General features: G+C 71.3%; 5 protein-coding genes. 3 read left to right on the top strand and 2 right to left on the bottom strand.

All coding sequences use genetic code 11. The annotated features are described in order from the left end of the window. Window positions 1-324 precede the first annotated feature (324 nt). On the top strand, window positions 325-1080 hold the full coding sequence (locus tag ADK57_RS10585) for a MarR family transcriptional regulator (RefSeq protein WP_053749140.1): 756 nt from the start codon (window positions 325-327) through the stop codon (window positions 1078-1080). A gap of 21 nt (window positions 1081-1101) precedes the next feature. Here the strand turns inward: ADK57_RS10585 and ADK57_RS10580 are convergent, their stop codons facing one another. Then, window positions 1102-1734: a VOC family protein gene (locus tag ADK57_RS10580; RefSeq protein WP_053749139.1), complete on the bottom strand. Its 633-nt coding sequence runs from the start codon at window positions 1732-1734 to the stop codon at window positions 1102-1104. 130 nt (window positions 1735-1864) lie between these two features. Here ADK57_RS10580 and ADK57_RS10575 point away from each other — a divergent pair, with 130 nt between their 5' ends. Both ADK57_RS10575 and ADK57_RS10570 read left to right on the top strand, forming a co-directional pair. Continuing rightward, on the top strand, window positions 1865-2524 hold the full coding sequence (locus tag ADK57_RS10575) for a ThuA domain-containing protein (RefSeq protein WP_053749138.1): 660 nt from the start codon (window positions 1865-1867) through the stop codon (window positions 2522-2524). A 233-nt stretch (window positions 2525-2757) separates the two neighbouring features. Beyond that, complete coding sequence (locus tag ADK57_RS10570; RefSeq protein WP_053749137.1) at window positions 2758-3297, top strand: peptidoglycan-binding domain-containing protein; 540 nt, start codon at window positions 2758-2760, stop codon at window positions 3295-3297. A 33-nt stretch (window positions 3298-3330) separates the two neighbouring features. Here ADK57_RS10570 and ADK57_RS10565 read toward each other — a convergent pair whose 3' ends face one another. Beyond that, window positions 3331-3765: a helix-turn-helix domain-containing protein gene (locus ADK57_RS10565; protein ID WP_063785943.1), complete on the bottom strand. Its 435-nt coding sequence runs from the start codon at window positions 3763-3765 to the stop codon at window positions 3331-3333. Window positions 3766-3789: the final 24 nt, after the last annotated feature.

Genomic DNA, 3789 nt, shown 5'->3' with positions numbered 1-3789 from the left:
ACCGGATGCGTCCCGCGGGGATGTCGAGGACGGCGGAGACCGGGGCGGGGGTGTCGAACTTCTGCATGGTGTTCTCCTGCGGCTCGTTGTTTCTGATGCCGGAAACGCTACGTTGCATTCAAGGATCCTTCAACGTATTCGTTGCGCCTATTCATCATCGGTGCAGCTCAATGCTGGAAAAGTGTTGCAATCGTCTTCGGGGTTAACGCAACGACGGTCACCTGTTCGTTGCAATGAATTGAAGGTGAACGCTATGGTGGACGCACCACGCACCACGCAGCGCGCACCACGGACAACGCGCCACGGACAACGAAGGAGACCGCGATGCCGGGAGGCAGGCTCACCCAGACCGAACGCCGCCAGATCGCGCTGGGACTGGCCGACGGCCTCGCCTACGCGGAGATCGCCAGACGCCTCGACCGCCCGACCTCGACCGTCACGCGGGAGGTGATGCGCAACGGCGGCCCCACCGCCTACCGCGCCGACCTCGCCCACCGCGCCACCGAACGCCGCGCCCACCGCCGCAGGCAGACCACCCCCCGCGGGGCGGGGGCGCCCGAGCAGGTCCACGGACGCGATGCCGAGGCGGTGCGCGAGTACGAGGAGGTGTTCACCACCGTCCTCATGGCGTCGGGCATGCCCACGATGACGGCCCGGGTGATGGCCTGCCTCACCCTCACCGACGCCGGCAGCCTCACCGCGTCCGAACTCGTCGAGCGACTGCAGGTCAGCCCGGCGTCCGTCTCCAAAGCGATCGCGTTCCTGGACAGCCAGGGCCTGGTCCGCCGGGAGCGCGACGCACGCCGCCGCGAGCGCTACGTCGTCGACGACGACATCTGGTACCAGTCCATGATGGCCAGCGCCCGCTCCACCGCCCAGATCGTCGAGACCGCACGGCAGGGCGTCGGCGTCCTCGGCTCCGGCACCCCGGCCGCCACCCGCCTGGAGAACGTCGCCCGCTTCCTCGACTTCGTCTCCGAGAGCATCGCCCGCGCCGCGGAACAGGCCCGCGAGATCCTCCACACGAAACCCGAAACGCCCCCGGGCGGCACTGCCGAGCCAAGTTCAGATCGCGGATAGACCCCTCGGAAAACGACCCTCTCAGCCGAACGCCACCGGCCCCCGGGGGGTGTCCACGGTGAAGGAGAACCCGACCGGCCCCGCGGTCAGGGGGAGCGACGTGTCGAGAGCGGCGAGCAGGGGCCGGATCTCGTCCGGGTCCGGGGTGCTCGCGGACAGTTCCAGCAGGGGCGTGGTGGGCAGCCCCGAGGCCGACGGGTGGAGTGAGGAACCCCAGTCGATGAGGAAGGGGACCAGGCCGGACGGGTGGGCGGTGTCGCCGTCGGTCAGGCGCCACTCCAAGAGGGTGCCGTCGGGTCGGCGGCGGCTCATGGGGCGGATCGAGCCGGGGTTGTAGCCCTTTGCCCGGGCCGCCGCGACCGCCGCGTCCAGGTCGGGCGGGCTGATCGCCCACGTCACCGTCCGGGGGCCGGCGAGCTGGTCGGCGTCGAAGGGGCGTGGCCCGTCGTACGCGTGCTGGTCCGGATCCGGGCCGATGATCTCCAGGTAGCGGGTGCCGCCCAGGGACACCAGATGGTTCCGGGTGCCCAGCCCGACATGCGCACCGCCGAGCGCGGGGGTCACGCCGGTGCGCCGGGCGAAGTCGGCGACGGTCGCCGCCAGGTCGGGGGTCGCGAGGACGAGGTGGTCCAGCGTGGAAGGGATGGCATTCATCGCAGCGAGGCTACGCAGACCGACCCTGGGAATGGAACACGCGTACGGCGACTTGCCGCCTCACTCGACCTGAGCGTGCCGTTTTCGTCCATGGACGGGCGGTTCTTTGCGGGGCCGTAGGGTCGTGCGCATGGCCCGCCGACTCCTCGTCCACACCCGCACCACCGCCTACCGGCACGATTCCATCCCGGCCGCGATCGTCGCCGTACGCACCCTCGGCGACTTCGACGTGACCGCCACCGAGGACCCCGCGGCGCTCGAAGCGCCTCTGGACCCGTATGCCGCCGTCGTCTTCCTGTCCACCAGCGGCGAGATCCTCACCCGGGCCGGGCGCGAGCGGCTGGCCGGGTACGTGGAGGCGGGCGGCGGGTTCGTCGGGGTGCACGCGGCGGCGTGTACGGAGTACGAGTGGCCGTACTACGGCGAACTCCTCGGCGCCCGCTTCGACCGGCACCCGGAGTTCCAGCCGGGCAGGGTCGTCGTGGAGGACCGTACCCATCCGGCCACCCGACACCTCCCGGCCGTATGGGAGTTCACCGACGAGTGGTACGACTTCCGCGCCAACCCCCGTGACGCGGTGCGGGTGTTGGCCTGTGCCGACGAGTCGTCGTACGACGGCGGCGGCATGGGCACGGACCACCCGCTGGTGTGGTGCCGGGAGCAGGGGGCGGGGAGGGTCTTCTACACCGCTCTCGGGCACGCTTCCGAGGCCTACGAGGACCCGGACTTCCGCGCCCATCTGCTGGGCGGGATCAGCTGGGCGGCCCGGCTGGAGAAGGGCTCGGCCTGAGCGACGGCTGTCGACCGGGCCCCGTCCCGTCCCACCCCGTCCCACCCGGTCCCCGTACGACCCGCCCTCGGTGGGGACGTCGCCGTACGCAGCGTGGATCGTCCCCTGCCGGCCCACGTATGCCGTCAGGCCTCGCCGTGCCGCCTCGCGGCCGTGACGCTTTGTCGTGCCAAGCGAGGCGAGCCGCCCCAGGGGGGAACCACGGGGGTCGGCGGTTCGGAAAGGAAGACCGTATGAGCAAGCGCAATCGGGCTGTCGCAATGGTGTCGGCCGCGTTGCTGGTCGCCGGGGGTGCCGTAACGGCCCTGGCGCCGGCGGCGAACGCCGCGGACTACCACGGCATCGACGGCAGCAGCTTCGTCTACGACGACTGGCAGGACGAGGAGAACCTCGGCGTCGACGACTACGCCCAGAGCAACGCCACGGCTCTGTGGGAGACCGTCCTGTGGGCGGACGGCGCCATGTACGAGGACGAGGACGGCGACTGGCACACCTTCACGAAGAACAAGATCGACGGCTCGTTCGGCCCGGAGACCGAGTCGGCCACCCAGTGGTGGCAGAACCACTACGGCCTTCCGGAGGACGACGGCGTCGTCACCGACGACTGCTGGCAGTCCGCCCAGAACCGACTCAACGGACCCTACGCCGGTGGCACCGTCCAGTACTGGGGCAGCGCCCGGACCGTCACCTTCAAGCGGGTCAGCGGCAAGTACCGGGTGAAGCTCAGGGGCACCGGATCCTGGAAGATCGCGTACTACGACAAGGTGGGCTGACCGTACTGAGGAGGGGGGCGGGTGGCCGTAGGGTCATCCGCCCCCCTCCGGCAGTGCCCACAGCAGCCCCGCCGCCAGCAGCACGATGACGGCGAACGCGACCAGCGCGGCCGTCCGCCAGTGCCGGTACTCGGCGGCGGGCGGCAGCGGCGCGGCCGCGGGCGACCCGGTCGGTACCGCCGGACCGGGCACCATCGCGCCGCGCGGCCAGGCCGGGTCGGCGAGGTCCCACAGCGCCAGCAGCCGCGCCGGGTCCGCTCCCGCGACCCGGCACAGCGCCTGCACCGCCCCCCTCGGCGGCTGTTTGGTCCCGCTGAGATACCGCTGCCAGGACGACTTGCTGTAGGCGGTCCGCCGCGCCAGTTCGGCCAGGCTCAGGCCCGTACGGTCCTTCAGGCCACGCAGTTGCTCGACCAGGTGCCGTGCCTCCCTCGGCAGCGCATCCGGCAGCGGCCGCCAGCGTGTCATGGTCGCCCCCCCCAAGCCCTCGCC

Origin of the sequence: Streptomyces sp. MMG1533 (assembly GCF_001279775.1) — a bacterium.
GTDB lineage: Bacteria > Actinomycetota > Actinomycetes > Streptomycetales > Streptomycetaceae > Streptomyces.
This window is presented reverse-complemented; position numbering and strand designations above follow the sequence as displayed.